Here is a 26,555-nt window from a genome sequence, read left to right on the forward strand (position 1 = left end):
CACATGGGGCCGGTTTGTTTCAGCTGCTGCATACGATGGACTGAACGGCAGGGCGTCATGCTCCAGGCGGTGACCGGCACAGCGTCAGCGGCAGCCCTGGACGCCCCCTTGACTCCGCCTGCGCCCCTGGGCCTGCGCCCAATCCACGGCCCCGCCGATTACGGCATCCAGCTGCCCGAGTGGCTCTGCCGCTGCATCGAGCACGTGCCTCCCGGCGTTGGTGATAGCTGTCCCACCGATGCGGAGGGCCTGCTCGCCGCCGCCTTCCACTTCGCCTTTCAATTGCACGACGGCCAGGTGCGGGCCAGCGGTGAGCCTTACATCTGTCATCCCGTCGCCGTTGCGGATTTGCTGCGCGACATCGGTGCCAGCGCGGGCGTGATTGCCGCCGGTTTTCTGCACGACGTTGTTGAAGACACCGACGTCACCCCTGAAGAGATCGAGCAGCACTTCGGCGCCGAGGTGCGCGGGCTGGTGGAGGGCGTGACCAAGCTCGGCGGGATTCACTTCACCAACAAAACCGAGGCCCAGGCGGAGAACCTGCGGCGCATGTTCCTAGCCATGGCCAGCGACATCCGCGTGGTGCTGGTGAAGCTGGCGGATCGGCTCCACAACATGCGCACCCTCGGGGCGCTCAAGCCGGAGAAGCAGCAGCGCATCGCCCGCGAAACCCGCGAGATCTACGGCCCGCTGGCCAACCGTCTCGGCATCGGCCGCTTCAAGTGGGAGCTGGAGGATCTGGCCTTCAAGATCCTCGAACCCGAGGCTTACCGCGATGTGCAGCAGCAGGTGGCGAGCAAGCGCAGCGATCGGGAGGAGCGCCTCGGTGTCACCGTGCAGCTGCTGCGCGATCGCCTTGCGGCGGTGGGTTTGGCCGACTGCGAGGTGAGCGGCCGGCCCAAGCATCTCTATGGCATCTGGAGCAAAATGGAGCGCCAGCAGAAGGCGTTCCACGAGATCTACGACGTGGCCGCTCTGCGGATCATCTGCCCCAATCTCGAGAGTTGTTATCGGGCGTTGGCAGTGGTGCACGACACCTTCCGCCCGATTCCTGGCCGCTTCAAGGACTACATCGGCCTGCCCAAACCCAACGGCTATCAATCCCTGCATACGGCGGTGATCGGTCGCCATCGTCCGATCGAAGTGCAGATCCGCACCGCTGAAATGCACCGCGTGGCGGAGTTCGGCATCGCCGCCCATTGGAAATACAAGGAGGGCGGCTCGCCCGCGGCCACCGGTGCTGATGCGGAGCGCTTCAACTGGCTTCGGCAGCTGGTGGATTGGCAGAAGGATGGCGTCGGCGACGACAGCAACGACTTCCTGCGTTCGATCAAGGAAGACCTCTTCGATGAGGAGGTCTTTGTGTTTACCCCCAAGGGTGATGTGGTGGGCCTGCGCAAGGGTTCCACGGCCGTGGATTTCGCCTATCGCATTCACTCGGAAGTGGGGAACCACTGCCAGGGCGTTCGTATCAATGACCGCCTCTCCCCCCTGGCCACGCCGCTGCAGAACGGCGACTTTGTGCAGGTGGTGACCTCGAAATCCGCCCACCCCAGCCTCGATTGGCTGAATTTTGTGGCGACCCCCACCGCCCGCAATCGCATCCGCCAGTGGTACAAGAAAAGCCACCGCGAAGAGAACATTCAACGCGGCACTGCAATGCTCGAGCGCGAATTGGGTCGCGATGGCTTCGACGCCCTGCTGCATGGCGAGGCGATGGCCAAGGTGGCGCGCCGCTGCAATCTGGTGGCCACCGAAGATCTCCTCGCTGCCATCGGTTTTGGCGGCGTCACCCTGCATCAGGTGCTCAATCGCCTGCGGGAGGAGCTGCGCCTGGCCTCCGCCGAGGCTCAACCGGTGCTCAGCAATGAAGAGCTGGCCCGCAAGGTGGAAGCGCAGGCGGCTGCCGCCCCGGTGGCTCCGGTCAGTACCCACGGAGAAGCCAGCCCGATCCTGGGGTTGGAAGGCTTGGAATACCGCCTGGGCGGCTGCTGCAGCCCCCTGCCCGGCGAAACCATCGTGGGCACGGTGGCTCTCGGCAACCACGGCATCACGATTCACCGCCAAGACTGCGCCAATCTCAGCGCTGTGCCGGTGGAGCGCCGTCTGCCGGTGCAGTGGAATCCGCAGGCTGCCGAGGCGTTGCGCCGCCGCTACCCGGTGCAGCTGCGCATCGAGGTCCTCGATCGCGTTGGCGTGCTCAAGGACATCCTCACCCGCCTCTCCGATTACCGCATCAACGTGAGCGATGCGCGCGTACGCACCAATCCCGGCAAGCCGGCTCGCATCGATCTGCGGGTGGAGTTGCAGAGCGCGCACCAGCTGCGCGACACCCTGGATCAGATCCGCTCGATGGCGGATGTGCTCGATATCGCCCGCACCGGCATCGGTTCGTGAACGCCCGCCACAACGCTCTTGGAGCGTTGCTGATTTGGCTCGGGCTGGGATTGTTGCTTGGGCTGGCGGAGTGGCCCTATCAACTGCTCTCCGAACTGGGTTTTCTGGTGCAACGGCGCCTGTGGCTGCAGGCCCAGGCTCCTCATGGGTCGGCGGCTGCGCTGGTGTTCGCAGGCACGTTGGCGATGCTGTGGCTGGCTTGGGGACCGCTGGCCCGGGGCGGTGGTGGTGGCCTCACACCGGTGCTGGTGCTGCAGCGCAGCTCTACGGAGGCCTCCACGCAGAACCCCGCCTTGGAACGGCTTGAGCTGGGGGTTCAGCTGCGGCGGTTGCCGTTGATCGTGTTGACCCATCTGGCTGGGCTCACCGTGGGCGTGGAATCTCCCTCGGCTGCGCTCGGTGCCTCGTTGCTGTTGGCTGTGCGGCGCCGCTGGCCTCACATCCAGGCCTGGGCTGCTTTGCCGATTCCCCTGCTGGCTGCCATCGGGGGTGGCGCCGGCTTGGGGGCGGCCTTCCGCTCACCGCTGCTGGGCGTGGCCTATGCGATCGAAGAGCTCAGCCGCGAGAAGGGGTTGTCGATGGTGCTGCCCACGTTGCTGCTGGCCGGAAGTGGTGCGGTGGTGGCAACAACACTCGGGCAGCCGGCACGGCTTGGGGGGCTGACCCTTGGGCTGCTGGACAGCGCTGTTTGGCCCTGGGCTCTGCTGCTCACGGTGCTGGGGGCGGGCTTGGGAGCGCTGTTCGTGCGGTTGTTGATTCCCTTGGCCCATGGGCTGGCGGTTCGCCTGCGCGCGCAGCGGATCAGGGCCGCTGCGCTTGTGGCGGCACTCCTCACGCTCCTGGCCTGGATCAGCGGTGGCCTGAGCCTCAACGATGGGTCTCTTTCGCTGGCCGCGGCACTCCAGGGTGATGGCGGCGGCTCGCTGGGCACCTTGCTGTGTCGCTTTTTGGCGTCGCTGATCAGCATTGCCGCCGGTGCCCCGGGCGGTCTGATGCACGACACGATGACGCTCGGTGCCCTGCTGGCCAGCCCGCTCACCGGACTGCCCGCCGTGGCCCGTGCGCAGCTGGCAGCCATCGGTGCCGCCGCCTTGTTCGCCGCCGCCAACCGCACGCCCCTGTTCTGCGCCCTGTTTGTGTTCACGCTGCAGGGCGATCCACAGCTGCTGGTGCCGTTGTTGCTCGCCAGCGCTGTTAGTGCAGAACTGGCTGAGCCGTGGCGCGGCAGCACCTGGAATGAAGCGCAGCTGGCGGCATCGTCCTGATCCGCCAACACAACCGGATGCTGGTGGCCTGCACTACAGCTGCAAGCGATGGCAGCTCCTACGACGGGGTGATGCTGCAGCCGATGCCATGACCTCCGAACAGGCCGCTCAACTGATCGACGACACCCTGGATCTGGTGCATCAGCGCTTGATCTCGCTGGAGCACGAGCAGCAGATCCAGGCGCATCAGGCCCTCAGCGAGGAGTTCCGCGAATGGCGCCATCCCAGCGGTGGGCATATCGATCTGATGGTCTGCCCGGGATTCCCGCCGAGCTGAGGTTTTTCGCCCCGGGGGACACTGGAGGCATCGCCTGCCTCCCGCTTTGCCGGACGACACCATCGCTGCTGTGGCTACGGCTATTGCCCCCGGTGAGGGCAGTGTGGCCATCGTGCGGGTGTCAGGTCCTGAGGCTGAGACCATTGGCCAACGCCTGTTTGTGGCCCCTGGTCATCAGACCTGGGAGAGCCATCGGGTGCTCTACGGCCATGTATGCGATCCCGCTAGTGGCGAGCGCGTGGATGAGGCGCTGCTGCTGTTGATGCGGGCCCCGCGCAGCTTCACCCGCGAAACGGTGGTGGAGTTCCACTGCCATGGCGGCTTGATCAGCGTGCAGCGGGTGCTCGAGCTGGTGCTGGCCAGCGGTGCCCGCCGTGCCCTGCCCGGTGAGTTCAGCCAGCGGGCGTTTCTCAATGGCCGGCTGGATCTCACCCGCGCCGAGGCGATCAGCGAGCTCGTCACGGCCCGCAGCCGCCGGGCCGCCCAGCTGGCGATGGCGGGCCTCGATGGAGGGTTGCAGGCCCAGATCGCTGGCCTGCGGGAGCGGTTGCTGGATCAGCTTGCGGAGCTAGAAGCGCGGGTGGACTTCGAAGATGATCTGCCGCCCCTGGATAGCGATGCCGTGGCCGCTGAGCTGGGAGCGGTGCAGGCCGAACTGGAGCAGTTGGTGGCTGATGGCGAGCGCGGCCAGCTGCTGCGCGATGGCCTGCGCGTGGCGATCGTGGGACGCCCCAACGTGGGCAAGTCCAGCCTGCTGAACCGGCTGAGCTGCAGTGAGCGGGCCATCGTGACCGACCTGCCCGGCACCACCCGTGATCTGGTGGAGAGTGAGCTGGTGCTCCAAGGCGTGCCTCTCACCCTGCTCGATACGGCAGGCATCCGATCCACAAGCGATCGGGTGGAGCAGATCGGCATTGAGCGCAGTCACTCCGCTCTGCAGGCCGCCGATGCGGTGTTGCTGCTGTTTGATCTCAGCGTTGGTTGGTGCGCCGACGACGCAGCGCTGCGCGATCTGGTGCCGGAGGGGGTGCCCCTCTTGGTGGTAGGCAACAAGGCCGATCAGTTCGCGGCAGGCACCAGCCCCCCGTCAACAGAGGCGGACGTCTGTATCAGCGCCCTCACGGGTGCGGGCGAGAGTGATCTGGTGGCGCAGCTGCTGGCCCGCTGCGGCCACAGCGACCCCCAGGGCGTGCAGTTGGCCCTGAACCGCAGGCAGCAGGATCTGGCCGCGGCTGCGGCGGCCAGTCTTGGCGCCAGCTTGGAGGCGGCCCGGCAGCAGCTGCCTTGGGATTTCTGGACCATTGATCTGCGCGCCGCCGTTCGCGCCCTCGGCGAGATCACGGGGGAGGAGGTGAGTGAAGCCGTGCTCGATCGGGTGTTCTCCCGCTTCTGCATTGGCAAATGAAGCCGTAGGCCCTGCCGTCAGACAATGAGACCACGACACGGGGGCTTCCATGGCTGATCCACTGGCTGGGCGCAGTCCCATGCAGCAGGCGCCAAGGCGGTTGCTCTGATGGGTGTGTCTCTTGATCTCACACCTCAGCTCCGCGCCCAGCTTCAGGGCTGGCTCGCGGAGGATCTGGGCCGCGGCGATCTCAGTGCACCAGCCCTGCAGGGTTGTGCGGGCCGCGCGCACTGGATCGCCAAGGCCGAGGGGCGCTTCTGCGGGGGTGTGCTGCTTGAACCGTTGTTGCATCAGCTCGATCCCAGGGCCCAGGTGCGGTTGCTGGTGGCCGAAGGAGCGCCGGTGATGCCGGGGCAGCGCTTGCTGGAGCTGGAGGGTTCAGCCGCGGCGTTGGTGGCGGTGGAGCGCACGGCTCTCAACCTGGCCATGCGGCTCTCGGGGATTGCAACCGCAACGGCTGTGCTCGTGGCTGAGCTCGCTGGCACGGGGGTGCAGTTGGCCGACACCCGTAAGACCACGCCAGGCCTGCGGGTGTTGGAGAAATATGCGGTGCGCTGCGGTGGTGGGGTGAACCACCGCATGGGCCTCGACGATGCCGCCATGCTCAAGGAAAACCATCTGGCCTGGGCTGGTGGGGTGCGTGCGGCGGTGGCTGCGGTGCAGGCTTCAGCCCCCTGGCCGGCTCGGGTGATCGTGGAAGCGGAAACCGAGCAGCAGGCGTGTGAGGCCGTGGATGCCGGTGCCGATGGTGTGCTGTTGGATGAGTTCAGCCCTGAAGCGTTGCTGGCGTTGGTGCCGCAGCTGCGCCAGCGCGCCGCCTCCCGCGTGGGCGCCGCGCCGGTTGTGCTGGAGGCATCCGGGGTGCAACCGGAACCGGAGCAGCTGGCGGCCTATGCCGCCACTGGGATCGATCTGATCTCGACCAGTGCGCCGGTGACCCGTAGCCGCTGGCTGGATCTGAGCATGCGCTTCGCTGGTTAATTGGATTGCACGTGTGTGCAGTCGCATCCAGATCTGTTGCTTTCGCACCATGCCCTTTACCTTGAGGGGGCGAACTCTGACTGCGACATGAAGTTCCCGGTGCTCAAGGGCTGGATGGTGGGCTCAGGGCAGCGGCCGCTTCGCAAACAGCTCGCGATCACGCTGTCTGCCATTTTTGCGCTCTCGATTCTGGTGGCGGTGCTGCTGCTTAATCAGTTGTTTGGCCTTCAGGCGCGCAACCTGATTGATCAGCGCTCCAGTTTCTTCATGGATGCCATGTTGGCTGTGCGCGAATACACCAGTAAAGATGTCAACCCCATCGTTGCTCCCCTGAATGAGGGGCCAGGTGGCTTCCGGCCCGAATCGGTGCCCAGTTATTCAGCCCAAACGGTGTTTGCCTATCTGAAAGCTAAACCCGATTATCGCGATTATTCCTACCGAGAAGCAGCGCTCAATCCCACCAACCTGCGCGACAAGGCCGACAGCTTTGAAACCGGTGTGATTGAGCGTTTTCGCAGTGACCCCTCTCTCGCCACGTTGGCGGGCGAGAAGAGCACACCACTGGGGTCGATGCATTTCGTGGCCCGGCCGATCAAGATCACCAAAGAGAGCTGCCTGGTTTGCCACTCCACCCCCGATCGGGCCCCGGCCAGTCAGTTGCTCACCTACGGGGACAGCACCGGTTTTGGCTGGAAGCTCAACGAGATCGTGGGTGCTCAGATCGTGACGGTGCCCCAGAAGGCTGTTTTTGAGGCCAAGGACCGTTCGCTGTTCACCACGGCGCTGTTGTTCGTGATCGCCTTTGTGGCGGTTGGTCTGATTACCAACAGTGTGCTGAATTAGTTGATCCTGCGTCCGATGCGGGAGATCAGCCGCAAGGCGGAGGAGGCCAGTGTCACCCCTGCCACTGTGTCCTTCGATGAGCGCAGCCGTAGCGATGAGATCGGCCTGTTGGCGCGCAGCTTTGAACGGATGAAGCAGAGCCTGGCCATCTCCATGCAAATGCTCAAGGACCGGCAAGGGCGTCCATGAGCTCTCCAGGATTGAGTTCACGCCTGCCGCTGGTGGCCATCGCCGGGCTCGCGATGAGCCTGCTGGCCTGTGGACAGCAGCCCACTTCCAAGGTGAGTCTTTGCGGTCCCACGGGTCAGCTGCGTGTTGGTCTCGTCGGTGCGGAGGAAGGGCGCGCATCCGCCGCTCAGGCGGCGTTGAGCGATCAAGACATCAGCCGCGTTCGTGATCTGCTCACCGTTGCGAGCCAATGCGAGGTGATGCTTGAACCGGTGGCCAGTCCGGAGCAGGCCCGCCAACGCCTCGGTTCAGGTGAGTGGGACGTGGGTTTCCTGCCGCCAGGGCTGGCCGCCTTTGCCCTGGAGGGTTCAGCCGACCGCGGCTACAGCCTGCTGCGCCCCCTCGGGCAGCGCAGCCAGTCGCGCTCTCAGTTGCTGGTACGGGCGACTAGCGATCTGCGCACCCTGCAACAACTCAACGGCGCGCGGCTTGGTCTGCTGCCGCGCGGTTCGCTCACCGGGTTCTATCTGCCTCTCTACAACCTGCATGGTTTGAGCTTGCAGTCGGTTCACTATTCCCTGAGCTACAGCGAGCTGCTCGAGCGGCTACGTGGAGGCAAGCTCGATGTGATCGCCTGGGATGCTTCATTGCCCGATCCCGGTGGTGATGTGCGGGTGATCGTGAACGACCCGAACCTGATTCCTGTGGGTGCCCTCGTGCTCAGTCAACCCCTGGTGGCTGCCGACCATCAGTCCTTTCTCAAGGTGCTCGATGAGAGCGCGCCTCAGTTGCCTCCCAGCCTTGGTTATGTGGCTGGTGTGCTGCCGGAAACCCAGGCCTTGCAACGTCTGCGCACGGTGGTCACCAATGTGGAGAGCTGGAATCTGCCGCTGGAGGGACAGCCCTACGCCGTGTATGGCCGCAAGCAGCAGCTCAAAGCTCAGGGGGTGGCTTCATGAGCAGCCGTGAGCGCCAGCTCAAGGCCATCGTGTTCAGCGATGTGGTGGATTCTTCCGTGAAGATCTTCGCGGATGAGTTGATTGCTATTCAGCGCATCAAGGAAGATCTTTCTCTGATTCGCGATGAGCTGCAGCGTTATGGCGGCTCACTGGTGAAATCGCTGGGTGATGGGCTGCTGGCCACCTTCGATGGCCCCACCCAGGCTCTCGAGTTCGTGCAGTCTTGTGTGCAGAAGCTCTCCGCGCGCGGGCGTCAATCGTTGGGCCATCGCTTTGGCTTGCATACCGGCGAGATCTACGCCGATGGCGACGACATCCTGGGGCAAGGTGTGCATCTGGCCTCCCGCCTGCAGACCGTGAGCCCGGCCAATGGTGTGGCCTTTGTGCGCTCCACCTACGACCTGATTGACCCGCGTTTTCGGCGCCTGGCGCAGCCCATGGGTGAGGTGGAATTGAAGGGCCTGCCTGAGCCGATGCAGGCTTTCTGCCTGGGCCCGGACCAGCTGCTCGACTTCGCCCAGAGTCGTGCACAAGAGCCGGTGCAATTGGAGATGTTGCTGGCCGACACCCCATTTGAGCTGGTGCGGCCCATCGGGCGCTCCCCGGCCCAGCAGACCTTGCTGCTTCAGGAGCGTCAGCGGGAACGCCAGGCGGTGATGAAGTTGATCCCTGCCGGGCCTGCTCTGGTGGAAGCGCTGCAGGTGGAGGCAGCGTGTCTGGATCGGCTGCGCCATCCGCGGCTACCGCGGGTTCTCGATGGCTATGCCCGTTCGGGCCTGTTCTGCTTCATTCAGGAATACATTCCTGGCCCGTCCCTGCATGGATCGTTGGATCTGTTGCGGCGCAAGCAGCGGTTGGCTGAGCTGCTGCGGCAGGTGCTCCAGGTGCTGGAGCAGGTCCATGCCGCTGGACTCGTGCATGGCGATCTACACCCCGCCAATCTGATCCCGGCCCAGGAAGCGGGGCCGCTGTTTCTGGTGGATTTCTCGTTGTTGAAGGCACGCCTGGAGGCGAGTTCTGGGCAGCATTCAGCTCCCTTCAGCGGTGTGTCTGAGGCTGGGCGTCCGTTTTTCTCAGCGCCTGAGCGGGCGCGCTTCGGGCGGCTGACACCAGCATCCGATCTGTACGCCCTGGGAGTGTCTGCCCTGACCCTGTACACCGGGCAGGATCCCGCCAGCCTCTACGACGAGGCCCAGGGCTGTTGGGTATTGCAGGGGTTGGAGCCGGAGGTGGCTGGCTGGCTTGCCCCTCTGCTGGAGGACCTTCCGGCCCGGCGCGTGCAGCAGGCGGCCGATGCCCTGCGGCTGCTCGATCAGTCGCCGATGTCTCCCTCAAGCAGTCCGGTGCCTTTGGCTGCAGGTCAGGCGTCCGTTGCCGGGGCAGTGAGCAAGCAGGTGCTGCATCAACAGTTGGTCAGCACCTATGGCCCGATGGTGGAACTGCTGCTCGATAGTCAGCCCAGCCTGATACCTGCTCTGCAGTTGCCGGGTCTGCAGGAGCGTCTGGTGTCCGCGGGTTTGGCGCGCAATGACGTGGAGGAGGCCTGCCGGGCGGCTCAGCTGCAGCCTGAAAGGGCTGCGGTGGTGGCTGAACCGCCAGCGCCGATTCAGCCTGCGGTGGCCGGATCAGCCGGGCAGGGGGACTATCTGCCGGTCTTGCGCCTTGCCATCGGCCCGATTGCCGATCTGATCTGGACCGCGGAGATGGAGCAGGCTGCGCCCACTCAGCCCCAGCGGCTGAGCGAGCTGTTGCGCCAGGCCGCTGTGCCGGAGTCTGCCGTGCAGTCGCTTCTCGAGCAGGTGGCCCAGGTAGAGGGTGGACCTGGTGTTCCGATGGAGCCAGTTGCTGCCCCAGAAACTTCAACCGAACCCGAGCCGGATGGTGTGGATGGCGAACAGTTGCTGCTGCGGCTGATCGGTCCGATCGGCAGCACGGTGTGGCAGGAGGTGGCCCATCTGCCAAGGGCGCAGCGCCTGTCAGCTCTGGAAACCACCCTGCGTGGCTATGGCCTGGATGCGCTCACCCTGGCCGACCTGCGCCGGCAGCTTCAAGGGGGATGATCACATCACCTTGAGGACCGCCCCTGGGGGTGGTGGGTGATCCCATGCTGCGCATCGCTGAAACCCTGGAAAGCCAGCTGCGCGCCGCGATGGAGCGGGCTTTCCCCGATGCCGCCGCCGCGGCTCGACAGGCCGGCCCCGGCCTCGATCCCCAGCTGGCCCCGGCCAGCAAACCGGAATTCGGCGATTTTCAGGCCAATGGGGCCTTGCCGCTCGCTAAACCGCTGGGGCAGCCGCCGCGCAAGATCGCCGAGGCGGTGGTGGAGCAGCTGAAAGCTGATCCAGCCTTTAACGCGCTCTGCCAAGACCCCCAGATCGCCGGCCCGGGGTTCATCAATCTCACGTTGAAGCCTGAGCGGCTGGCGGCCGAGGTGCAGGTGCGGCTGGGTGATCAGCGCCTGGGGGTGCCGGCTGTGGAGCAGGGAGCCCCGGTGGTGGTGGATTTCTCAAGCCCCAACATCGCGAAGGAGATGCACGTGGGGCACCTGCGCTCCACGATCATTGGCGACTCCCTGGCGCGGGTGCTGGAGTTCCGCGGCCATCCGGTGCTCCGGCTCAACCACGTGGGCGATTGGGGTACCCAGTTCGGGATGCTGATCACCCACCTCAAGCAGGTAGCCCCCGAGGCGCTCAACACCGCTGATGCGGTGGATCTCGGCGATCTGGTGGCCTTCTATCGCCAGGCCAAACAGCGCTTCGACGAGGACGAAACCTTTCAGACCACCTCCCGTGAGGAGGTGGTGAAGCTGCAGGGGGGCGATCCGGTGTCGCTCAAGGCCTGGGGACTGCTCTGCGATCAGAGCCGGCGTGAGTTCCAGAAGATCTACGACCGGCTCGACATTCGCCTCAGCGAGCGCGGCGAATCTTTCTACAACCCCTACCTGGAGCGCGTCGTTGCCGACCTCGACGCCGCTGGTCTGCTGGTGGTGGACGACGGCGCCCGTTGCGTCTTTCTCGAAGGTGTGAGTGGTAAGGACGGCAAGCCCTTGCCCGTGATCGTGCAGAAGAGCGATGGGGGGTTTAACTACGCCACCACCGACCTCGCGGCGATCCGCTACCGCTTCGGCGCTGACCCTGAGGGTGATGCCGCCCGCCGCGTGATCTACGTGACCGATGCCGGCCAGGCCAACCACTTTGCCGGTGTGTTCCAGGTGGCGCGCCGCGCCGGCTGGGTGCCGGAGGACGGCCGGCTGGAGCATGTGCCCTTCGGTCTGGTGCAGGGCGAAGACGGCAAGAAGCTCAAGACCCGCGCTGGCGACACTGTGCGCCTGCGCGATCTGCTCGATGAAGCGGTGGAGCGCGCCGAAGCCGATCTGCGCCGCCGCCTGGAGGAGGAGGGCCGCAGCGAAGACGAAGCCTTCATCCAGCAGGTGGCCACCACCGTGGGCCTGGCGGCGGTGAAGTACGCCGACCTCAGCCAGAACCGGATTACCAACTACCAGTTCAGCTTTGATCGGATGCTGGCCCTGCAGGGCAACACCGCGCCCTACCTCCTCTACGCGGTGGTGCGCATCGCCGGCATCGCCCGCAAGGGTGGTGATCTGGAGGCCGTTGCCAGCGCCGGCAGCGAGCCGCTGCGCTTCGCTGAGCCTCAGGAGTGGGCTTTGGTGCGGGAGCTGCTCAAGTTCGACGCCGTGATCGCTGAGGTGGAGGAGGAGCTCCTGCCCAACCGTTTGTGCACCTACCTGTTCGAGCTCAGCCAGGTGTTCAACCGCTTCTACGACCAGGTGTCTGTTCTCAAAGCTGAGGAACCTGCCCGCTCCTCGCGCCTGGCCCTCTGCCGCCTCACGGCCGACACGCTCAAACTGGGGCTGGGCCTGCTGGGCATCCCCACCCTGGAGCGCATGTGATCCGATGACGGCAGACCGCAACGCCCACGACCGGCTGTCTCCGGAACTCCTGTTCCCCAGCCCCCGACCTGAGGTGGAGAGCCTCCATGCCTACAGCGCGCCGCTGGAGGGCCGGCGCCAGATGCTGCGGCTCGACTTCAACGAGAACACCATCGGTCCGAGCCCGAAGGTGGTGGAGGCGTTGCGGGCGATTCCCGCGGATCACATCGCCATCTATCCCGAATACGACGGTTTAAAGGAGGCGGTTGTCGCCAATCTCGGCCTGCCGCTGCAGCCCGATCAGGTGGGGTTGTTCAACGGCGTGGATGCGGCCATCCACGCCATCTTTCATGCCTATGGCGACCGGGGTGAGACGTTGCTCACCACCACTCCGACCTTCGGCTACTACACCCCCTGTGCCCAGATGCAGGGCATGGCGATCGAAGCCATTCCCTACGAGGGCGAGGGGTTCGCGTTCCCGCTGGAGCGGATCCGCAACGCCCTGCAGGGTGCCCCCAGGCTGCTGTTGATCTGCAATCCCAACAACCCCACCGGCACCCGCCTGGCGCCAGAGCGGATCCTGGAGTTGGCGGCTGCCGCACCTCAGACCCTGGTGGTGGTGGATGAGCTCTATGAGGCCTTCACCGGCGACAGCCTGCTTCCCTTGGCGGATTTCAGCGCTTTACCCAACCTGCTGGTGCTGCGCTCCCTGGCCAAAACAGCTGGCCTGGCGGGCCTGCGTATCGGCTTCACCATCGGTCACGCCGCAGTGGTGGATCGCATCAGCCGTGTCACCGGCCCTTACGACATCAACAGCTTCGCGGTGACCGCAGCCTTCGCGGCCCTCAACGATCAGGCCTACGTGGACGACTACGTGGCTGAGGTGATCCAAGCCCGGGCCTGGATGGCTGAGCAGCTGCGTGCCGCCGGGGTGCGGCACCACTTGGAGGGGGGTAACTACCTGCTGATCTGGCCCCAGGGCGATCCGGCCGCGGTGGATCAGGCGCTGCGTGAGGCCGGCATTTTGGTGCGGGCCATGACCGGTAAACCCCTCATCGATGGCTCTCTGCGGGTGAGCATCGGCACGCTGGAGCAGATGCAGCGCTTCTGGGCTGCTTACCGGCGCATTGAGGCGATTCCGGCCTGAAGCTCAGCGCATCACCTCGATCTGGGTGCCCTCGCTGAGCTTGGCGGGCAAGCTCAGCACGCGGCCCACGCGCTTCACCGGTGTGCCACTCATGGCCTGGAGGAAGGGATCCACGCTGCCTTGATCGCAGTCTTTCGGGGCGGTGCCGCTCACGTATTGCACCGGGATCACCCGACGGGGATTGAGCTCCCGCACCACAGCTGCGGCTTCAGGGCCGGTGTACACCTTGGCGCCGCCGCCCACGCCGATGATCAACACATCGGGTTTGCCCAGTAGCACGCGATCTTCAGGGCTGAGTGCAGCGGCGGTGCCCCCCAGATGGGCAAACTCCAGCCCACCCTGCTTCCAGCGCCACAGGGTGGATTGGCCAAAGCGGCGACCGCCAAAGCGATCGTGGGGAGCGGAGATGCCCTCGATCTTCAGGCCCGCGACGCGGTAGGAGCCAGGGCTGCTGAGAAGGCGGCCGCCGGCCACGGGCGCTCCCTCATCCAGCAGGCGGCTGCTGGCCAGGATCACATTGGCGCTCACCCGTGGCTCCGCCAAGCCGGCGGCGCAGCCCACGGCCTTGAACGGATTGAGCAGCACGGAGGCTCCCCCGCCCTGGATCAACAGGGCACTGTGGCCGTAGCTGGTGATCGTGACGCCGGTGTTGGCGCTGGCGGCGAGCGGCAGAGCTACGGCTGTGGCAGCCAGGATGCGGAGCGGCAGAGCCACGGTGCTGCGCAGGGCCATGGTGAAGCGGGTTGCCCGCAACGGGTGGGCCGAACCCTAGCCCGCTGCTGCCTGGGCGAGGAAATTGCTGAGCAGCTGATGGCCGCTCTGGGTGAGCACGCTTTCGGGATGGAATTGCACTCCCTGCAGGTGCTGATGCTCGCGGTGGCGTAGGCCCATGATCGTGCCGTCTTCGAGCCAGGCGGTGATCTCGAGGCAGTCGGGCAGCGATTCGCGCTCGGCGATCAGGCTGTGATAACGGGTGGCAGTAAGCGGATTGGGTAGCCCGGCGAAGACACCCTGACCCTCATGCAGCACCGGCGAGGTTTTGCCGTGCATCAGTTCCTTGGCGCGCACCACCTTGCCGCCATACACCTGGGCAATCGATTGATGCCCCAGGCACACCCCCAGGGTGGGGATCGTGGGGCTGAGCTCTCGCAGCACCTCCAGGCACACGCCGGATTGATCGGGATCGCCGGGGCCAGGGGAGATCAGGATGGCGTCGGGTGCCAGAGCGCGAATCTGCTCGAGGGTGAGGGCATCGTTGCGCTCCACCCGCAGGTCCTCGGTGATCGGGTGGTCGGCGGCCAGCTCACCCAGATACTGCACCAGGTTGAAGGTGAAGCTGTCGTAATTGTCGAGAACGAGAAGCATCGCCGCGCCTGGCCAGGCCCCATTCAAACGCCCAGGCGCACCAGCAGGGGAGGCAGCAGCAGCAGCACCGCGATCACCAGCGAACTGATGGCCGCCACGAGCACGGCGGCGGCAGCGCAGTCTTTGGCGATGCGGGCCAGGGGGTGAAAGCGGCGGCCGATGGCCAGATCCACCACCGCTTCGGTGGCGGTGTTGATCAGTTCGAGCACCAGCACCGCGGCCACGGTGAGCACCAGCACAGCCAACTGCGCCAGGGGCAGCTGCAGCCAGAGGCTCAGGGCGAACACCACAGCGCCGGTCACCACGTGGATGCGGAAGTTGCGCTGGCTGCGGAAGCTGTAAATCAGCCCCTGGGCGGCGTAGCGAAAGCTGGAGGGCAAATCACCGGCCACGGTCCAGGCGCCGAGGCGACGCACCTTTGCGGGTGTTTCAACGCTGTTGTTCAGATCCAGGTTGGCGCGTGGGCCATCGCGGTTGAGATCGCGGAGCATTGGCCTCGCTTCCCGGCTGGGTTCCTGGGGAACAAGCATGCGCCAAGGCCCCTGCTGGCTGTATCCGGCCGCACCCTACCGCTGGTTGGGGCCGGCGAGAAGCTGTTCCTGCTTGCGCAACATGGCCGCCAGGGTGGCGTCGTCGGGGTGATCCCAACCCAGCAGGTGCAGCAGACCGTGGGTCGCGAGGAATAGCAGTTCTTCGGGCAGAGAGTGGCCGTGATCCGGCGCCTGACGGGCGGCGGTCTCCAGGGAGATCACGATGTCGCCGAGCTCGAGCGCTTCCACCTCCCCGTCGGGCATGGGGATCGGCGGGGCGTCGTCCAGACCGTCGTCCTGGGCTGCAAAAGCCAAGACATCTGTCGGGCCGGCCTTGCCTCGCCAATCGCTGTTCAGTTCAGCGATTTCGGTGTCGCCCACCAGGCTCAGCCCCAGGCTGTAGGCCGATGCCTGCAGCTCCGGCTGCAGTTCCGGCGCCATCGCGCTCAGCCAATCGCTGATGCGTTCGTGCCAGAGCTCGGCCCCGGCGATCGGGTCGGCCAGATCACCTGCGCTGGCCAGCAGCTCGCCTGCCAGGCTGTCATCGGCTTCGAAGGCCAGATCGAGATCGGGCAACGCGTTGCTGGCGGCAGAGGACGGCATCGCTCAGCTGCCGGGGAGCTGCGGACGGCCCAGGTAGGCCACCAACACGATGAAGCCTAGGAAGCCAAGGGCTGTGAGGCCGAAGTGGGTGAGGCTGAGCTTGCCTTTGCGCACCATGTTGCGCATCGCCAGCTTGGTGAAACTGGGGTTTTCGGCGGTGGCACCGGCGGCGGGTTGTGGTGCGGCCGTTTCGTTGGTGGGATCAGTCATCGCTGCCGCCTCCCGCCACTTCAACGCCCGCGTGCAGCAGGCTTTGGATGAAGGGATCGAGGTCGCCGTCCATCACGCCCTGCACGTCGGTGGTTTCGTGCTGGGTGCGCAGGTCTTTCACCATCTGGTACGGGTGGAAGACGTAGTTGCGGATCTGGTTGCCCCAGGCCGCTTCCACGATGTCGCCGCGGATGTCGGCGATTTCGGCGGCCCGCTGTTCCTGGGCGATCACCAGCAGCTTGGCCATCAGCAGGGCCATGGCCTTTTCCTTGTTCTGGAGCTGCGAGCGCTCCTGGGTGCAGCGCACGAACAGGCCGGTGGGGATGTGCAGGATGCGCACGGCCGTTTCCACCTTGTTCACGTTCTGGCCGCCGGCACCGCCGGAGCGTGAGGTGGTGATCTCAAGGTCTTTGTCGGGGATGTCGAGCTTCACCTCCTCCTCGATCTTGGGCATCACCTCCACGCCGGCGAAGCTGGTCTGGCGCTTGTCGTTGGCGTTGAACGGTGAGATGCGCACCAGGCGGTGGGTGCCCTTCTCGTTGCGCAGATAGCCGTAGGCGTAGCGGCCTTCGATCTCGATCGTGCAGCTCTTGATGCCCGCTTCTTCCCCTTCGCTGAGTTCGTCCACGGTCACCTTCATGCCGTGGTCTTCGGCCCAGCGCGTGTACATGCGCATCAGCATCAGCGCCCAGTCCTGGGCGTCGGTGCCGCCGGCACCGGCGTTGATGCTGATCACGGCGCCCTCCTTGTCGTAGGGGCCGCTCAGCAGGCGCTCCAGCTCCCAGCGATCCAGATCGGCCCGCAGCTTTTGCAGCGCTTCGTTGGATTCGCTCAGCAGCTCCTCATCGGGTTCGAGGCCGTAGATCTCCACGGTGGCTTCGGCATCGGCCACGGCCGCTTGCCACTGGCTGAGTTGCTCGAGCTGGGCTTTGACCTCATCGAGCTGGCGCATCTTGGCCTGGGCCTGCTTCTGGTCATCCCAGAAATCGGGCTGGGAGGCCAGTTGTTCGAGGTCTTGCTGGCGTGCTTTCAGTGCAGGAACGTCAAAGACAGTCCTGGGCATTGCCCAGGCGGTCAGTGAGCTCGGAGAGGTCGCGCTTGAAGTCGGTGAGGTCGAGCACCGGCATGGATTGAACGTTGGGTCGACCGTACTGAATGGCGCGCCTTGCAGCGTCAGGCCGCTTCTAGGATCCGGCCCACCGGTGCGCGTCCCGATGGCGAACGTTGAGATCTACACCTGGCGGGCCTGTCCGTTTTGCATTCGGGCCAAGGCGCTGCTCGACCGCAAGGGAGTGGCGTACACCGAGTTCGCCATTGATGGCGATGAGGCGGCCCGGACCGCCATGGCCGCCAAGAGTGGCGGCCGGCGCAGCGTGCCGCAGACCTTTATCAACGGGCAGCACGTGGGTGGCTGCGACGACTTGCATGCCCTCGAGCGCAGCGGTCAGCTGGATGCGCTGCTCGGAGCCAACGCTTGAGCCGCATTGATCAGAGGCGTGAAGCCCAGCTGTTCGTGATCGATCCGATCGCGCAGCTACGGCCCACCAAAGACTCCAGCGTTGCCCTGATGCAGGCGGCCCAGCGGGCTGGACAGCAGGTGTGGGTGTGCACGCCCGCCCAGCTGGCGGTACGCAGCAGCGATCCCGCCCATGAGCCGATGGTGCTGGCCCAGCCGATCTGGCTCAGCGAGATTCGCCCAACAGCCACCGGCTGGGATCTGCCAGACCCCTGGTTTGAGGCTGAAGAAGCCCGTTGGCTGCCGCTCAGCGCATTCCCGCGCGTGTGGATGCGCAAAGACCCGCCGGTGGATGAGGCCTACCTCTATGCCACTCACTTGTTGGAGCTGGCGGAGCGCCAGGGGGTGCGGGTTCTGAATCGCCCTGCTTCGCTGCGGGCCTGGAACGAAAAACTCGGCTCCCTGCGCTGGAGCCATCTGATGGCCCCCAGCCTGGTGAGCAGCAATGCCGAGCAGTTGGCGTCCTTTGCCGCTCAACATGGCGATGTGGTGCTGAAGCCGTTAGGCGGGCGCGCTGGTCAGGGGGTGGTGCGCAGCCATGCCGATGCGCCCGGTCTCAAGGCGTTGCTGGAGCTGGTGACCAATCAGCAGTCCATGCCGGTGATGGTTCAGGCCTTTCTTCCGGCCGTGACGGCTGGCGATAAACGGATCCTCCTGGTGGATGGGGAGCCGCTGGGTGCCGTGAATCGCAAGCCCGCCCCGGGGGAATTCCGCAGCAATCTGGCGGTGGGTGGGGCTCCAGAAGCCACTGAACTCACCGATCAGGAGCGGCGGATTTGCGCCGAGCTGGCGCCGGCGCTGCAGGCGGAAGGTTTGTTCTTCGTCGGCATCGATGTGATCGATGGCCGCCTCAGCGAGATCAATGTGACGAGCCCCACGGGGGTGCGCGAGGTGGAGCGTCTCGGCGGGATCGCCCTGGCGGATCAGACGATCGAACGGCTGCTGAGCCGCTGATCGCGCTTAGCCGTGAGGCAAAGGCCTGCCGCAGTGGGGGCAGGGCTCTGCCTGATGCCGCGTTTCAGGTGCCCGCCGCTGCTCACGCTGCGCCTCGTTGATGCTGGCGGTAACGATCCCGGTAGGCACCGCGATGATGCTGTAACCCAGCAGCATCACCAGTGAGGCCACAAACCGGCCCAGGGTGGTGACGGGGGCCACATCGCCGTAGCCCACCGTGGTGATGGTGACCACAGCCCAGTAGATGCCCACCGGGATGCTGGTGAAGCCGCTGCGTTCGCCTTCGATCACGTACATCAAGGTGCCGATCAGCACCACCAAGGCCACGATCGTGAGCAGGAACACGCTGATCTTGCGGCGACTGGCCACCAGGGCCTGGCGCAGCAGCTGCGCTTCATCGAGATAAGAGCCCAGTTTGAGGATCCGGAACACCCGCAGGAGCCGCAGCACCCGCGCGACCAGCAGCGATTGCCCAGCTGGGATGCCCAGGGTGAGCAGGGGCGGCAGGCTCGACACCAGATCCACCAGGCCGAAGAAGCTACGGGCATAGGGCCAGGGCTGCCGGCTGCAGAGCAGCCGCAGCAGGTATTCCAGGCTGAACAGGCTGGAAAACAACACTTCCAGCGGCTGGAACACAGCTTTGTATTGGCCCCGCAGCTGTGGATCGCTCTCCAACGCCACCAGCAACACGCTGAGCACGATGCTGATCAGCAGCGCCAGATCAAAGCGCTTCCCTGCCAGCGTGTCGGCTTCAAAAATGATGCGCTCGAGCTTGTGGCGGCCCACCCCGCGGCGGATGGCGAGGGCCAGCAGCAGGAGCGCGCCCAGGAGCCCAACACCGGAGCTGAACGAGCTCACAAGTGCGTGGTGCGGGAGTTGAGATGGGGCAGATCGAGCTGCTGCTGCAGCACCCCCAGCTTCAGGGCGACTTCCGCCAACTCGCGCTCCACCGCGGAGCCGCTGACCAGGCCTGCGCCGGCGGTGAGCTCCAGCCGCTGGCCCTGCAGGGTGCCGCTGCGGATGGCAACCCGCAGTTCCGTATCGCCTTCGCTGTCGATCCAACCGATGGGAGCGGCGTAGTAGCCCCGTTCAAATGGCTCCAGGCTGCGCAAGGCCGTCATCGCTGCGCGCCGCGGCAGGCCGGCCACAGCTGGGGTGGGATGCAGCGCTGCGGCCAGGGCCAGCGGCTGTTGATCACCCAAGGCTGCTGTGATCGGCGTGTGCAGGTGCACCAGTTGCCCGTGGCGGGCGAGGCGCGGATGGCGGGGGCAATGGGGGGTGAGTTCGCTCTGCTGGAGCACTTCGGTGATCGCCTCCACCACCAGCGCGTGTTCGCGGCGGTCTTTGTCGGACTGCAGCAACTGCTCGGCGTTGGGCCCCACCGGTGCCGTGCCGGCTAGGGCATCGCTGCGCAGCTGGCCCTGCCGCACGGTGAGCAGTCGCTCGGGAGAGGCGCCCAGCAGGGCAGGGCCATCAGCCTGCTGCCAGAGGAAGCGGCAGCTGCCGGGCTGGCGTTGACGCAGCTGGGCCAGCAGCTGCAGCGGGTCTAGTGGTTGAGCCAGATGGAGCTGTTGGCGCACCGCCAGCACCAGCTTGCGCAGATCGCCAGCTTCCACCAGCTCAAGGCCACGCTCCACCACCGAGCGGTAGCCCTCCTGCCAGGCGGAGCTGCTCACAATGGCTGGCCCCGGCTTGTCGCCTGCATTGGCGCAGGGGTCGGCGGGAAGTTGCGCCAGTCGCTCGGCCTGCTCCCACAGCTCCTCGGCCAGGGAGCGGGCGCTCACCTCGCCCCCCAGGGTGCGCTGCAGGCGCAGCCAGCAATGGCGGCCCTGGCGGCTCAGTTGCCAGCGGGGCAGCACCGCCTGCACTCCGGGAACGCCATCCCCCTCCTGCAGGGGGCTATCGAAGAAGGAGAAGGCCAGCAGCACCCGTGGCCGCGCCAGCGGCGGGCAGGCTTGCGGTGCCGCCAGGCGCCCCAGGCTCACGGCGCTGAAGCGCTGGGCAAGCTCAAAACGGCGCGGGCCGCTCAGCTCCAGGCTGTTGCAGCGGCCGCTGGCGGCCAGGCACAGCCCCGGGGCGCTGTCCCAGAGGAAGCGAAAGCGCTCGCCTTGATCGAGCTGGCTCAGCAGCGCCATCGGGTCGCGGCCCGTGAGGGGCAGCGCCAGGCTGAGCACGCCCTCTCCCTCAAGCAGGCGGGCGCCTTCGGCGGCTGCCGCCAGCAGATCGCTGAAGCTGGTTGTGACGCTGGATGGAGCCTGCACCCGTAGCGGGCAGAAGCGGCTGCTCAAATGTATGGGCCTTCCTGCGTCGTCAGTTGCCCCTGCCCGCGTCCGAGCCTCAGGTCGTCGCAAGCCTTCACGCCGATCCGGCCCAGAGGCGGCGTCTGTGGAAAGCGGCGATCAAGTGGCCGATGTATTCGGTGGCGGTGATGCCGGTGCTGTTGGCTGCTGGTTGGCGGGTCGGGCAGGGGCTGGTGGTGCGCCTCGATCAGCTGCTGCTGTTTCTGCTGGCAGCGGTGCTGCTTCTGGCCTGGGAAAACCTCGCCAATGATGTTTTTGACGCTGACACCGGCGTTGATACCCACGGCAAGCCCCATTCGGTGGTGAACCTCACCGGCCGGCGCGATCGGGTGTCGCTGCTGGCTAACGGTGCGCTGCTGTTGGGGCTGCTGCTCATGGCCGTGGTGGCCTTGCGCAGCAGCTCCGCTGTTCTGGCTTTGGTGTTGGCCTGCTGCGGCATTGGCTATGCCTATCAAGGTCCTCCTTTGCGCCTCGGTTATCGCGGTCTGGGGGAACCCCTCTGTTGGATCGCCTTCGGTCCCCTGGCTACCGCGGCTGCCCTGCTGGCTCTGGCGCCCTCCGCTGCGATGGCGGTGCCCTGGCGAACGGCCTTGGAGCTGGGCAGTGGTCCGGCCCTGGCGACCACGTTGGTGCTGTTCTGCTCGCACTTCCACCAGGTTGAGGAAGACGCCGCCCACGGCAAGCGCTCGCCGGTGGTGCGGCTGGGTACCGGGGCAGCAGCGGGGTTGATTCCCTGGTTTGTGGCGGCTGCGCTGGCCCTGGAGTGGGCGCCGGTGCTGGTGCGCCAGTGGCCGCTCACCGCCCTGCTGGGCGCGATTGGCTTGCCGCCAGCCCAGGCCTTGATCCGGCTGCTGCGCCAGCATCACCGCGAGCCGGGGCGGATCATCGGCAGCAAGTTTCTGGCCCTGCGCTTTCAGGCCTTCAACGGCCTTGGGTTGGCTGTGGGCCTCGCTCTGGGGCGCTGGTTGGGATGAGCGCTGAGGGCCTGCTGCAGCTGCGCTGGCGGCCCTATCGCTTTGTGTTGCCGCGCAGCTTGATCACCAGTCGGGGTGCGCTGGTGGCCCGCGCCGGTTGGCTGCTGCGTGTGGAAGCCTCCGGTGGTGCCCTGGGCTGGGGTGAGGCGGCGGCGCCGTTGTTGGCGCAGGCTGATCCTGCGTTGGCCGCGGCGTTAGGCACTCTGCCGCCAGCGCTGCCGCGGGATGCGTTGGAGCAACGGATCCCCCAGCTCCCGGCTGGCTTGGCTTGTGCACTGGGGATGGCTCTGGCTGAGCTGGATGGTTGTGGAGCCGGGGGTTGGTACCCAGCTCCGGCTTCGGCCTGGCTGCTGCCGGCGGGAGAACGCGCCCTCGATGCGCTCGATCGGGTGCTGGATGCGTCCAGGTTGCGCTCGTCCGAGCCCCTCACGCTGAAGTGGAAGGTGGCGGCGGCCGCAGATTCCTTGGAGCTGGGTGTGCTCGAGCAGTTGTTGCAGCGCCTGCCTGGATCAGCCCGGTTGCGCCTCGATGCCAATGGCGGCTGGGATGTGGCGACGGCCCACCGCTGGGCTGATCGCTTCATGGGTGAACCGCGGCTGGAGTGGTTGGAGCAACCGCTGCCGCCCGCGGCCTGGCCGGAGTTGCAAGCGTTGGGGGCCCGTGTCCCCGTGGCGCTGGATGAATCCCTCCCCTCTCTGGATCCCCAGCAGCAGGCCACGTGGCCGGGTTGGCTGGTGCGCCGGCCGCTGCAGGAAGGAGATCCCCGGCCGCTGCAGCAGCAGTTGCATAGCGGTTTGCCGCGCCAGATGATCAGCACCGCCTTCGAAACCGGCATTGGTCGGCGCTTCGTGGAGCATCTGGCGGCCCTGCAGGCCCAAGGTCCGACGCCTGCGGCTCCAGGCTTGGCACCGGGGTGGCGGCCTGAAGGGGAGTTGTTCGCGGCTGATCCTGAGCTGGTCTGGGAGGCCGCAGCATGAGCGCGCCCTTGCTGCTCCAGGCCAGTGGCGATCGAGCGGGCTTGGCCGCAACGCTGCAGCAGGCCTGGCAGCGGGGGCGCACGGTGGCGATCGCGGCCCCCGAAGAAGCGGCGCTGCTGCAAGGCGCGTTGCCTGAACGCAGCGACCCCAACTGGGGGCCGGCGGTGGTGCTGGGTACGGGGGGGAGTAGCGGCGGCCGGCGCTGGTGCCTGCAGCCACTCGCCCACCTGCAGGTGGCGGTGGCTGGCACAGCCCAGTGGCTGGAGGGTTTGGGAATGGCGCCAGGTCAGCTGGAGCTGTTCAACCCCCTGCCGCTGCAGCATGTGAGCGGCCTGATGCCGCTGCTGCGGGCCAGCGCTTGGGGGGCTGAGTTGCGCTGGCTCGCCCCTGAGCACATGCGTGAGCCTGAGCAGCTGCTGGCGAGTGCTCGTCCGATCGCTCCGGATCGTGCGGTGCTCTCGCTGGTGCCCACCCAGCTGCAGCGCCTGCTGGAGGTTCCGGCCGGGATGCGTTGGCTCGAGCAGTTTGCGCTGATCTGGGTGGGTGGTGCTGCCTTGCCCCCAGCCATGGCCCAGCGCTGCCGAGATCTAGGGATTCGTCTGGCGCCCTGCTATGGCACCACCGAAACCGGCGCGATGGTGATGGCTCTTTCGCCCCAGCGCTTTCTGGCGGGTGTGGAGGGATGCGGCATTGCCTTGCCCCACGTGCGGCTGCGCGTTGATCCCGGCCATGGTGCGCTTCAGGTTCAGGCCGCCAGCCTGGCTTTGGGGTTGTTCCAGCAGGGTGTGCTGGATCCCCTCCCCCTTGATGGCGGCTGGTGGAGCAGCGGGGATCGGGCCGAGCAGGGGGAGGAGAGTTGGCAGCTCCTGGGCCGCCTGGATGGGGCCATCCACAGTGGCGGTGAAACGGTCTTCCCAGAGCAGCTGGAACAGCGCTTGCTCGATCTGGCTAAGTCCCAGGAGCTACCGGTGCTGGAGCTGCTCGTGTTGCCGGAGGCGGATGCGCTTTGGGGTGCACGGCTTGTGGCGTTGGTGAAACCAAGCTCTGGCAGTGGTTTGGCCGAAAGCTTGCTGCTGGAACGCCTGCAGGCTTTGTCGCTCAGCCTGCCTCCGTGTCAGCGCCCACGGCGTTGGCAGCCTTGCCCTGAGCTGGAGCGCAGTGCGCTCGGCAAATGGGAGCGTCAGCGCTGGGGGCGATGGCTGGAATCACAGCCTGCACATGATTCCTGACAACCCCTGCACCAATGGCTACAAGCGGGTGGTAGCGCTCTGTTGAGCCATGAGCAACAGCGACTGGGGTGCCTTGGATCTCACCGAGGTGAGCAACAAAAAGCTGGCGGCTGGCCTGCTGGGGATCTTTCTTGGATCTTTCGGCATTCACAAATTCGTGTTGGGCTACACGAAAGCCGGCCTGATCATGCTGTTGGTCACCGTGCTCACCTGTGGAGTGGCGGGCTTTGTGATGGGGCTCATCGGAGTGATTGAGGGGATCATCTACCTCACCCAAACGCCCCAGGAGTTCAAGGCCACCTATCTCGAAGGTCGCAAGGAATGGTTTTAAGCCGATGCTTCTAAGCCGCTCCTCGAATGCATTCACGACTGGCCTACTGGTTGTTGCAGGAGCTGTGAGTGTGGGGGTCTGGGGTGCGGCGCCGCACGATGGGCTGCATCCCTTCGCCCTACTGGCTGCACTGTTACCCGTGCAGTTGGCGGCGCTGTTGTGGTGTGTGCAGGCATCGTCTACAGCGGTTGCACGCCCCCCTTCAGGGCTGAAGCCTCCAGCCAACGGTTGATCGCGCCTGGTAGCTCCCGCCGCTCCCTCTCCCCCGTGCTGATGGCCAGGTGGCGGGTGAACCCCTGGGCCACGGCCGTGCCATCGCTGCTGAAGCGATAGGTGATCTCGAAGCAGCTCGGATCGAGGCGCCGTGGTTCCAGCGCGATGGCCAGGGGATCGCCGCACGCCAGCGGTTTGTAGAAATCAGCGCTGCAATGCACGATCGGCAGGGCAATCGCTGGCTTGGAACCCGGGCGGGGGAAGACCTCCGCCGCTGGGATGCCGAAGCGCTCAAGGCTTTCTTCGTAGGCCTCGTGGCACCAGTGCAGCAGCTGCGGGAAGTGCATCACCCCGGCGGCATCGGTATCGCCAAAGCGAACGGTGCGGCAGAGCAGCAGCCAGCTTTCAGGATTCATGAACCAGCCAGGCTGGGGAAGGTTTGCAGGCCAGTGAAGCTGAGGCCGAGGCGCAACGCCCAATAGGTGAGCAAGGCTGCAGCTGTCCAAGCCAGTGATTCCGGCCGCAGGCGGAATGGCAGGAGCTCACGCCGTTGGATGGACAGCAGCGACCAGATCAGCAAGCCCGCAGCCACAGCTGGGCCAAAGGCATGCCAGCGGATTGAATCGCGCAGCTGGCCGGTGAGCGCAGCGCTGGTGGCACGCGTCAGGAAACAGGTGGGACAGGGGATGCCGCTCAGCGCACGCAGCGGGCAGGTCCAACCAGGCAGGCCCGGATGGAGACCTTTGAGCCACAGGTATCCCGTGAAGCTGGCCGGTAACAGCCAGCCCGCGTGTTGGAGACGGCGCAGAAACCGAGGCAGATCAGCGGTCCACCGAGCCCATGATCACGTCGATCGAGCCGAGGATCGCCATGATGTCGGCCACCTTGGCCCCTTTCAGGATGTGGGGCAGGATCTGCAGGTTATTGAAATCGGCGGCGCGGATCTTGAAGCGCCAGGGCGTGACATCGTCATTGCCCTGAATGAACACGCCGATCTCACCCTTGCCCGACTCGAGGCGGGTGTAGAGCTCGCCGCCGGGGATTTTGAAGGTGGGGGCCACTTTCTTGGCCACGATCTGGTAGTCAAAGCCGGCGAATTCGCTGGTCTTGCCCTCAGCCATGCGACGGGCTTCCAACTGTTCGGTGGGGCCGCCCGGGATCATTTGGCAGGCCTGGCGGAGGATCTTCAACGATTCGCGCATCTCCTGAACGCGCACCCGGTAGCGGGCATAGCAATCCCCTTCCTTCTCCCAGGCCACATCCCAGTCGAAGTCGTCGTAGCACTCGTAGTGATCCACCTTGCGCAGATCCCAGGGCACACCTGAGGCGCGCAACATTGGGCCGGAGAGGCTCCAGTTGATCGCCTGCTCACGGGTGATCACGCCAAGCCCTTCGATCCGCTTGCGGAAGATCGGGTTGTTGGTGATCAGCTTTTCGTATTCGTCGATCTTGGGGCCGAACCAGTCGCAGAAGTCGAGGCACTTCTCCAGCCAGCCGTAGGGCAGATCTGCTGCCACGCCGCCGATGCGGAAGTAGTTGTTGTTGATCAGGCGCTGACCGGTGGCTGCCTCCCAGAGGTCGTAGATCATCTCCCGTTCGCGGAAGATGTAGAAGAACGGCGTCTGGGCGCCCACGTCCGCCAGGAAGGGGCCAAGCCAGAGCAGGTGGTTGGCGATGCGGTTGAGCTCCAGCATCAACACGCGGATGTAGCTGGCGCGCTTGGGCACCGGCACATCGGCCAGGCGCTCAGGCGCGTTCACCACGATCGCCTCGTAAAACATGCCGGCCGCATAGTCCATGCGGCTCACGTAGGGCACGAACATCACGTTCGTGCGGTTCTCGGCAATCTTCTCCATGCCGCGGTGGAGGTAGCCGATCACCGGCTCGCAATCCACCACGTCCTCACCGTCGAGGGTCACCACGAGCCGCAGCACCCCGTGCATCGAGGGGTGGTGCGGCCCGAAGTTCACCACCATCGGCTCCGTGCGCGTTTCCAGCTGCGTCATGGGGCCGAGGGGGATG

The 26,555-nt window shown here is 65.8% G+C and carries 28 protein-coding genes; 17 read left to right on the top strand and 11 right to left on the bottom strand.

Features of this window, described 5'->3' with window-relative positions:
• Window positions 1-57 precede the first annotated feature (57 nt).
• The 11 genes from H9532_RS15530 (at window position 58) to H9532_RS15580 (ending at window position 13,331) form a co-directional block, all read left to right on the top strand.
• Window positions 58-2,397, top strand: coding sequence for a bifunctional (p)ppGpp synthetase/guanosine-3',5'-bis(diphosphate) 3'-pyrophosphohydrolase (locus H9532_RS15530; RefSeq protein ID WP_296370234.1), 2,340 nt, complete (start codon window positions 58-60; stop codon window positions 2,395-2,397).
• A complete protein-coding gene (locus tag H9532_RS15535) occupies window positions 2,394-3,662 on the top strand; it encodes a chloride channel protein (protein WP_296370237.1) in 1,269 nt (422 codons plus the stop codon). The genes H9532_RS15530 and H9532_RS15535 overlap by 4 nt, the downstream gene beginning before the upstream one ends.
• 88 nt (window positions 3,663-3,750) lie before the next feature.
• Complete coding sequence (locus H9532_RS15540; RefSeq protein WP_296370239.1) at window positions 3,751-3,939, top strand: hypothetical protein; 189 nt, start codon at window positions 3,751-3,753, stop codon at window positions 3,937-3,939.
• A 46-nt stretch (window positions 3,940-3,985) separates the two neighbouring features.
• A complete protein-coding gene (gene mnmE / locus H9532_RS15545; protein ID WP_296370242.1) occupies window positions 3,986-5,344 on the top strand; it encodes a tRNA uridine-5-carboxymethylaminomethyl(34) synthesis GTPase MnmE in 1,359 nt (452 codons plus the stop codon).
• A gap of 108 nt (window positions 5,345-5,452) precedes the next feature.
• Window positions 5,453-6,325 carry a carboxylating nicotinate-nucleotide diphosphorylase gene (gene nadC / locus H9532_RS15550; RefSeq protein ID WP_296370245.1) on the top strand — a complete coding sequence of 291 codons (873 nt, stop codon included), beginning with the start codon at window positions 5,453-5,455 and terminating at the stop codon, window positions 6,323-6,325.
• Window positions 6,326-6,412: 87 nt separating this feature from the next.
• A complete protein-coding gene (locus H9532_RS15555) occupies window positions 6,413-7,168 on the top strand; it encodes a DUF3365 domain-containing protein (protein ID WP_296370247.1) in 756 nt (251 codons plus the stop codon).
• A gap of 15 nt (window positions 7,169-7,183) precedes the next feature.
• A complete protein-coding gene (locus tag H9532_RS15560; RefSeq protein ID WP_296370249.1) occupies window positions 7,184-7,357 on the top strand; it encodes a HAMP domain-containing protein in 174 nt (57 codons plus the stop codon).
• Window positions 7,354-8,295: a PhnD/SsuA/transferrin family substrate-binding protein gene (locus tag H9532_RS15565; RefSeq protein ID WP_296370251.1), complete on the top strand. Its 942-nt coding sequence runs from the start codon at window positions 7,354-7,356 to the stop codon at window positions 8,293-8,295. The genes H9532_RS15560 and H9532_RS15565 overlap by 4 nt, the downstream gene beginning before the upstream one ends.
• The gene (locus H9532_RS15570; protein ID WP_296370254.1) at window positions 8,292-10,355 is read left to right on the top strand and encodes a protein kinase; all 2,064 of its coding nucleotides are present in this window, start codon (window positions 8,292-8,294) and stop codon (window positions 10,353-10,355) included. The genes H9532_RS15565 and H9532_RS15570 overlap by 4 nt, the downstream gene beginning before the upstream one ends.
• A gap of 44 nt (window positions 10,356-10,399) precedes the next feature.
• Window positions 10,400-12,205 carry an arginine--tRNA ligase gene (gene argS, locus H9532_RS15575; RefSeq protein WP_296370255.1) on the top strand — a complete coding sequence of 602 codons (1,806 nt, stop codon included), beginning with the start codon at window positions 10,400-10,402 and terminating at the stop codon, window positions 12,203-12,205.
• A 4-nt stretch (window positions 12,206-12,209) separates the two neighbouring features.
• Window positions 12,210-13,331: a histidinol-phosphate transaminase gene (locus tag H9532_RS15580; RefSeq protein WP_296370257.1), complete on the top strand. Its 1,122-nt coding sequence runs from the start codon at window positions 12,210-12,212 to the stop codon at window positions 13,329-13,331.
• Between the two features lie 3 nt (window positions 13,332-13,334).
• On the opposite strand, the gene H9532_RS15585 is transcribed toward H9532_RS15580, so the two are convergent.
• From H9532_RS15585 to prfB, 6 genes are all read right to left on the bottom strand, one after another.
• Window positions 13,335-14,063: an MBL fold metallo-hydrolase gene (locus H9532_RS15585; RefSeq protein ID WP_296370259.1), complete on the bottom strand. Its 729-nt coding sequence runs from the start codon at window positions 14,061-14,063 to the stop codon at window positions 13,335-13,337.
• 36 nt (window positions 14,064-14,099) lie between these two features.
• Complete coding sequence (locus H9532_RS15590) at window positions 14,100-14,696, bottom strand: aminodeoxychorismate/anthranilate synthase component II (protein ID WP_296370260.1); 597 nt, start codon at window positions 14,694-14,696, stop codon at window positions 14,100-14,102.
• A 23-nt stretch (window positions 14,697-14,719) separates the two neighbouring features.
• Complete coding sequence (locus H9532_RS15595; RefSeq protein WP_296370398.1) at window positions 14,720-15,187, bottom strand: diacylglycerol kinase family protein; 468 nt, start codon at window positions 15,185-15,187, stop codon at window positions 14,720-14,722.
• Window positions 15,188-15,262: 75 nt separating this feature from the next.
• Window positions 15,263-15,829, bottom strand: coding sequence for an rRNA maturation RNase YbeY (gene ybeY / locus H9532_RS15600; RefSeq protein ID WP_296370261.1), 567 nt, complete (start codon window positions 15,827-15,829; stop codon window positions 15,263-15,265).
• A 3-nt stretch (window positions 15,830-15,832) separates the two neighbouring features.
• Window positions 15,833-16,039 (bottom strand): DUF3285 domain-containing protein, encoded by a 207-nt coding sequence (locus H9532_RS15605; protein ID WP_296370264.1) that lies wholly within the window; start codon window positions 16,037-16,039, stop codon window positions 15,833-15,835.
• Window positions 16,032-17,160 (bottom strand): peptide chain release factor 2 gene (gene prfB / locus H9532_RS15610; RefSeq protein ID WP_296370399.1). Its coding sequence is split into 2 segments (ribosomal slippage): window positions 16,032-17,084 and window positions 17,086-17,160, totalling 1,128 coding nucleotides; the frame shifts between segments, so codons are not numbered across the junction. Before prfB ends, H9532_RS15605 begins: the two co-directional genes overlap by 8 nt.
• A gap of 93 nt (window positions 17,161-17,253) precedes the next feature.
• Between prfB and grxC the strand changes: the two genes are divergently transcribed.
• Window positions 17,254-17,517, top strand: a complete 264-nt coding sequence (gene grxC / locus H9532_RS15615; protein ID WP_296370265.1) for a glutaredoxin 3 — start codon at window positions 17,254-17,256, stop codon at window positions 17,515-17,517.
• Window positions 17,514-18,509 carry a glutathione synthase gene (gshB, locus tag H9532_RS15620; protein ID WP_296370267.1) on the top strand — a complete coding sequence of 332 codons (996 nt, stop codon included), beginning with the start codon at window positions 17,514-17,516 and terminating at the stop codon, window positions 18,507-18,509. Before grxC ends, gshB begins: the two co-directional genes overlap by 4 nt.
• A gap of 6 nt (window positions 18,510-18,515) precedes the next feature.
• Here gshB and H9532_RS15625 read toward each other — a convergent pair whose 3' ends face one another.
• Both H9532_RS15625 and H9532_RS15630 read right to left on the bottom strand, forming a co-directional pair.
• The gene (locus H9532_RS15625; protein ID WP_296370269.1) at window positions 18,516-19,367 is read right to left on the bottom strand and encodes an ion transporter; all 852 of its coding nucleotides are present in this window, start codon (window positions 19,365-19,367) and stop codon (window positions 18,516-18,518) included.
• Entirely contained in the window at window positions 19,364-20,797 is a 1,434-nt protein-coding gene (locus H9532_RS15630; RefSeq protein WP_296370271.1) for an isochorismate synthase, read from the bottom strand. Before H9532_RS15630 ends, H9532_RS15625 begins: the two co-directional genes overlap by 4 nt.
• Before the next feature lie 122 nt (window positions 20,798-20,919).
• Here H9532_RS15630 and menA point away from each other — a divergent pair, with 122 nt between their 5' ends.
• The 4 genes from menA to H9532_RS15650 are packed head-to-tail and all read left to right on the top strand — an operon-like array spanning window position 20,920 to window position 24,320.
• Window positions 20,920-21,783: a 2-carboxy-1,4-naphthoquinone phytyltransferase gene (gene menA / locus H9532_RS15635; protein ID WP_296370401.1), complete on the top strand. Its 864-nt coding sequence runs from the start codon at window positions 20,920-20,922 to the stop codon at window positions 21,781-21,783.
• Window positions 21,780-22,760, top strand: coding sequence for an o-succinylbenzoate synthase (locus H9532_RS15640; RefSeq protein ID WP_296370273.1), 981 nt, complete (start codon window positions 21,780-21,782; stop codon window positions 22,758-22,760). The genes menA and H9532_RS15640 overlap by 4 nt, the downstream gene beginning before the upstream one ends.
• Window positions 22,757-23,989, top strand: a complete 1,233-nt coding sequence (locus H9532_RS15645; RefSeq protein WP_296370275.1) for an AMP-binding protein — start codon at window positions 22,757-22,759, stop codon at window positions 23,987-23,989. The genes H9532_RS15640 and H9532_RS15645 overlap by 4 nt, the downstream gene beginning before the upstream one ends.
• A 49-nt stretch (window positions 23,990-24,038) precedes the next feature.
• Window positions 24,039-24,320 carry a TM2 domain-containing protein gene (locus H9532_RS15650; protein WP_296370277.1) on the top strand — a complete coding sequence of 94 codons (282 nt, stop codon included), beginning with the start codon at window positions 24,039-24,041 and terminating at the stop codon, window positions 24,318-24,320.
• 179 nt (window positions 24,321-24,499) lie between these two features.
• Here H9532_RS15650 and H9532_RS15655 read toward each other — a convergent pair whose 3' ends face one another.
• From H9532_RS15655 to H9532_RS15665, 3 genes are read right to left on the bottom strand one after another with little or no spacing between them, the layout of a single operon-like run.
• Window positions 24,500-24,949, bottom strand: coding sequence for an acyl-CoA thioesterase (locus H9532_RS15655; RefSeq protein WP_296370279.1), 450 nt, complete (start codon window positions 24,947-24,949; stop codon window positions 24,500-24,502).
• Window positions 24,946-25,353 (bottom strand): DUF2752 domain-containing protein, encoded by a 408-nt coding sequence (locus H9532_RS15660; protein WP_366664580.1) that lies wholly within the window; start codon window positions 25,351-25,353, stop codon window positions 24,946-24,948. The genes H9532_RS15655 and H9532_RS15660 overlap by 4 nt, the downstream gene beginning before the upstream one ends.
• A gap of 1 nt (window position 25,354) precedes the next feature.
• Entirely contained in the window at window positions 25,355-26,539 is a 1,185-nt protein-coding gene (locus H9532_RS15665) for an NAD(P)H-quinone oxidoreductase subunit H (protein WP_296370281.1), read from the bottom strand.
• Window positions 26,540-26,555: the final 16 nt, after the last annotated feature.

The organism is Vulcanococcus sp. Clear-D1, from assembly GCF_014654725.1.
In the GTDB taxonomy this organism is placed as follows: domain Bacteria; phylum Cyanobacteriota; class Cyanobacteriia; order PCC-6307; family Cyanobiaceae; genus Vulcanococcus.

Excerpts from the sequence above, each read along its gene's own strand:
- H9532_RS15530 (WP_296370234.1), top strand. The coding sequence starts at position 58 with ATGCTCCAGGCGGTGACCGGCACAGCGTCAGCGGCAGCCCTGGACGCC.
- H9532_RS15540 (WP_296370239.1), top strand. The coding sequence starts at position 3,751 with ATGACCTCCGAACAGGCCGCTCAACTGATCGACGACACCCTGGATCTG.
- nadC (WP_296370245.1), top strand. The coding sequence starts at position 5,453 with ATGGGTGTGTCTCTTGATCTCACACCTCAGCTCCGCGCCCAGCTTCAG.
- H9532_RS15555 (WP_296370247.1), top strand. The coding sequence starts at position 6,413 with ATGAAGTTCCCGGTGCTCAAGGGCTGGATGGTGGGCTCAGGGCAGCGG.
- H9532_RS15560 (WP_296370249.1), top strand. The coding sequence starts at position 7,184 with ATGCGGGAGATCAGCCGCAAGGCGGAGGAGGCCAGTGTCACCCCTGCC.
- H9532_RS15565 (WP_296370251.1), top strand. The coding sequence starts at position 7,354 with ATGAGCTCTCCAGGATTGAGTTCACGCCTGCCGCTGGTGGCCATCGCC.
- H9532_RS15570 (WP_296370254.1), top strand. The coding sequence starts at position 8,292 with ATGAGCAGCCGTGAGCGCCAGCTCAAGGCCATCGTGTTCAGCGATGTG.
- argS (WP_296370255.1), top strand. The coding sequence starts at position 10,400 with ATGCTGCGCATCGCTGAAACCCTGGAAAGCCAGCTGCGCGCCGCGATG.
- H9532_RS15580 (WP_296370257.1), top strand. The coding sequence starts at position 12,210 with ATGACGGCAGACCGCAACGCCCACGACCGGCTGTCTCCGGAACTCCTG.
- H9532_RS15585 (WP_296370259.1), bottom strand. The coding sequence starts at position 14,063 with ATGGCCCTGCGCAGCACCGTGGCTCTGCCGCTCCGCATCCTGGCTGCC.
- H9532_RS15590 (WP_296370260.1), bottom strand. The coding sequence starts at position 14,696 with ATGCTTCTCGTTCTCGACAATTACGACAGCTTCACCTTCAACCTGGTG.
- H9532_RS15595 (WP_296370398.1), bottom strand. The coding sequence starts at position 15,187 with ATGCTCCGCGATCTCAACCGCGATGGCCCACGCGCCAACCTGGATCTG.
- ybeY (WP_296370261.1), bottom strand. The coding sequence starts at position 15,829 with ATGCCGTCCTCTGCCGCCAGCAACGCGTTGCCCGATCTCGATCTGGCC.
- H9532_RS15605 (WP_296370264.1), bottom strand. The coding sequence starts at position 16,039 with ATGACTGATCCCACCAACGAAACGGCCGCACCACAACCCGCCGCCGGT.
- grxC (WP_296370265.1), top strand. The coding sequence starts at position 17,254 with ATGGCGAACGTTGAGATCTACACCTGGCGGGCCTGTCCGTTTTGCATT.
- menA (WP_296370401.1), top strand. The coding sequence starts at position 20,920 with ATGTATTCGGTGGCGGTGATGCCGGTGCTGTTGGCTGCTGGTTGGCGG.
- H9532_RS15640 (WP_296370273.1), top strand. The coding sequence starts at position 21,780 with ATGAGCGCTGAGGGCCTGCTGCAGCTGCGCTGGCGGCCCTATCGCTTT.
- H9532_RS15645 (WP_296370275.1), top strand. The coding sequence starts at position 22,757 with ATGAGCGCGCCCTTGCTGCTCCAGGCCAGTGGCGATCGAGCGGGCTTG.
- H9532_RS15650 (WP_296370277.1), top strand. The coding sequence starts at position 24,039 with ATGAGCAACAGCGACTGGGGTGCCTTGGATCTCACCGAGGTGAGCAAC.
- H9532_RS15655 (WP_296370279.1), bottom strand. The coding sequence starts at position 24,949 with ATGAATCCTGAAAGCTGGCTGCTGCTCTGCCGCACCGTTCGCTTTGGC.
- H9532_RS15665 (WP_296370281.1), bottom strand. The coding sequence starts at position 26,539 with ATGACGCAGCTGGAAACGCGCACGGAGCCGATGGTGGTGAACTTCGGG.